The organism is Serratia sp. (in: enterobacteria), from assembly GCF_046715635.1.
Classification (GTDB): domain Bacteria; phylum Pseudomonadota; class Gammaproteobacteria; order Enterobacterales; family Enterobacteriaceae; genus Chania.
Window position 1 is genome coordinate 1 of the sequence record NZ_JBKJYW010000327.1, and the last position, 3,060, is coordinate 3,060.

Consider the following 3,060-nt stretch of genomic DNA (forward strand, 5'->3'; position numbering starts at 1 on the left):
GCGCAGGCGTATCGAATGACTCTATTTAGCTAAAACAGGGGGCTACTTTGTTCTTGGCACAAGAAATAATCCGTAAAAAACGTGACGGGCAACCGTTGAGCGAAGCCGAGATCCGCTTCTTCATTAATGGCATTCGTGACAACGTGGTGTCAGAAGGGCAGATTGCCGCGCTGGCGATGACCATCTATTTCCACGATATGACCATGCCTGAGCGCGTAGCGCTGACCATGGCAATGCGTGATTCCGGCACGGTACTGGATTGGAAAAGCCTGTCGCTGAACGGCCCGATTGTGGATAAACACTCCACCGGCGGCGTGGGTGACGTGACTTCGTTGATGCTTGGCCCAATGGTGGCAGCCTGTGGTGGCTACGTGCCGATGATTTCAGGCCGTGGCCTGGGTCACACCGGCGGTACGCTGGACAAGCTGGAAGCCATCCCTGGTTTTGATATTTTCCCGGACGACAACGCGTTCCGTAAGATCATTAAAGACGTTGGCGTAGCGATTATCGGCCAGACCAGCTCACTGGCCCCGGCGGACAAGCGTTTCTACGCGACTCGCGATATCACCGCCACCGTCGACTCCATTCCGCTGATCACCGGCTCTATTCTGGCGAAGAAACTGGCCGAAGGGCTGGATGCGTTGGTGATGGACGTGAAAGTTGGCAGCGGTGCCTTTATGCCGACCTACCAGCTTTCTGACGATCTGGCCCAGGCGATCGTGGGCGTTGCGAATGGTGCCGGTTGCAAGACTACCGCGTTGCTGACCGATATGAACCAGGTGCTGGCTTCCAGCGCAGGTAATGCGGTCGAAGTACGTGAAGCGGTACGCTTCCTGACCGGGGAATATCGCAATCCGCGTCTGCTGGAAGTGACGATGGCTCTGAGCGTGGAAATGCTGCTGTCTGGCGGCCTGGCTACCGACGATGCTGACGCGCGCGCCAAACTGCAGGCGGTGCTGGATAACGGCAAAGCGGCGGAAATCTTTGGCCGCATGGTGGCGGCGCAGAAAGGCCCAAGCGATTTTATCGAGCGTTACGACAACTATCTGCCAGCCGCGACGTTAACCAAGCCGGTTTATGCCGAGAAACCAGGTATCATTACCGCGATGGATACCCGTGCACTGGGTATGGCAGTGGTGTCACTGGGCGGTGGCCGCCGTCGCGCGACCGACAGCATCGACTACAGTGTGGGCCTGACCGATATGGCCCGTCTGGGCGAGACTGTCGATACCCAGCGCCCGTTAGCGATGATCCATGCCAACGACGAAGAGAGCTGGCAGCAGGCGGCAGATGCGGTACGCGACGCGATGGTTCTGGGCGACAAAGCGCCAGAGGTCACGCCGGTGGTCTACAAACGCATCACGGAATAACCTCTGTCTAAAGAATCAGGAGTGGCAGCGGCCCTTTCGCTGTCGCCCTCAGCGTGAATACGCAGGAGAGTATGATGAAACGTACATTTATTATGGTATTAGACTCATTCGGCATTGGCGCGAGTGAAGATGCCAAAAGTTTTGGCGATGAAGGTTCCGATACCCTTGGCCATATTGCTGCAGCCTGCGCGCGCGGCGAAGCCAACGTGGGCCGTAGTGGCCCACTGACCCTGCCAAACCTGAGCCGTCTGGGCCTGGGCAAAGCGGCGGAAGAGTCCACCGGCAAGTTCCCGGAAGGGCTGGATAAAAACGCTGAGATCATCGGTGCTTACGGCCATGCCAGCGAACTTTCCTCCGGTAAAGATACGCCATCAGGCCACTGGGAAATTGCCGGTGTGCCAGTCTTGTTCGACTGGGGCTACTTCTCAGACGAGCACAACAGCTTCCCGCAGGAACTTCTGGACAAGCTGGTGGCGCGTGCCAACCTGCCGGGCTACCTCGGTAACTGCCATTCCTCGGGTACGGTGATCCTGGATCAACTGGGCGAAGAGCATATGAAAACCGGCAAGCCGATTTTCTACACCTCCGCGGACTCGGTGTTCCAGATTGCCTGTCATGAAGAGACGTTCGGCCTGGATCGTCTGTACGAGCTGTGTGAGATCGCTCGTGAAGAGTTGACCGAAGGTGGCTACAACATCGGCCGTGTGATTGCCCGTCCGTTCCTGGGTAATAAGCCTGGTGAATTCCAGCGTACCGGTAACCGCCACGATCTGGCTGTGGAGCCTCCTGCACCAACCGTGCTGAAAAAGCTGGTGGATGAGAAGGGTGGCGAAGTGGTATCCATCGGTAAGATTGCCGATATCTATGCCAATGTGGGGATCACCAAGAAGGTGAAAGCCACCGGGATCGACGCCCTGTTCGACGCCACTTTGGTGGAGATGGAAAAAGCCGGTGACAACACCATCGTGTTCACCAACTTTGTAGATTTCGACTCCTCCTACGGCCACCGCCGTGACGTGGCTGGTTATGCTGCCGCGCTGGAGCTGTTCGACCGTCGCCTGCCAGAGCTGCTGAAGCTGGTGAAAGGGGATGACATCATCATCTTCACCGCTGACCACGGCTGTGACCCAACGTGGCCTGGCACCGACCACACCCGTGAGCATATCCCGGTTCTGGTCTATGGCCCGAAAGTCAAACCAGGCTCGCTGGGGCATCGCGAAACCTTCGCCGACATTGGCCAGACCGTCGCCAGCTATTTTGGCGTGTCGCCGATGGATTACGGCAAATCCATGCTTTAATACCGCTTTTAATGACGCTGGCCTTCACGCCAGCGTCTTTTTTTCCATGAATTGAGGGAAGTGATTATGGCAACGCCACATATTAATGCTGAGATGGGTGATTTCGCTGACGTAGTGTTGATGCCGGGGGATCCGCTGCGGGCAAAATACATCGCAGAAACCTTCCTGGAAGGCGCGGTAGAAGTGAACAACGTGCGTGGCATGTTGGGCTTCACCGGTACTTATAAAGGCCGCAAAAACTCAGTAATGGGTCACGGCATGGGTATCCCGTCCTGCTCCATCTACACCAAAGAGCTGATCACTGATTTCGGCGTGAAGAAAATCATTCGTGTGGGTTCATGCGGTGCGGTACGTGCTGATGTGAAACTGCGTGACGTGGTTATCGGCATGGG

The 3,060-nt window shown here is 56.6% G+C and carries 2 protein-coding genes and 1 pseudogene; all 3 read left to right on the plus strand.

Features of this window, described 5'->3' with window-relative positions:
• The first annotated feature begins 47 nt into the window (after nucleotides 1-47).
• Entirely contained in the window at nucleotides 48-1,370 is a 1,323-nt protein-coding gene (gene deoA / locus ACLQ7H_RS17375) for a thymidine phosphorylase (protein WP_411753735.1), read from the plus strand.
• Nucleotides 1,371-1,444: 74 nt separating this feature from the next.
• Nucleotides 1,445-2,668 carry a phosphopentomutase gene (gene deoB, locus ACLQ7H_RS17380; RefSeq protein WP_411753736.1) on the plus strand — a complete coding sequence of 408 codons (1,224 nt, stop codon included), beginning with the start codon at nucleotides 1,445-1,447 and terminating at the stop codon, nucleotides 2,666-2,668.
• A 66-nt stretch (nucleotides 2,669-2,734) separates the two neighbouring features.
• A pseudogene (gene deoD, locus ACLQ7H_RS17385) lies at nucleotides 2,735-3,060 on the plus strand (purine-nucleoside phosphorylase); the annotation flags it as partial.

Coding starts and splice junctions, on each gene's coding strand:
- deoB (WP_411753736.1), top strand. CDS start 1,445: ATGAAACGTACATTTATTATGGTATTAGACTCATTCGGCATTGGCGCG.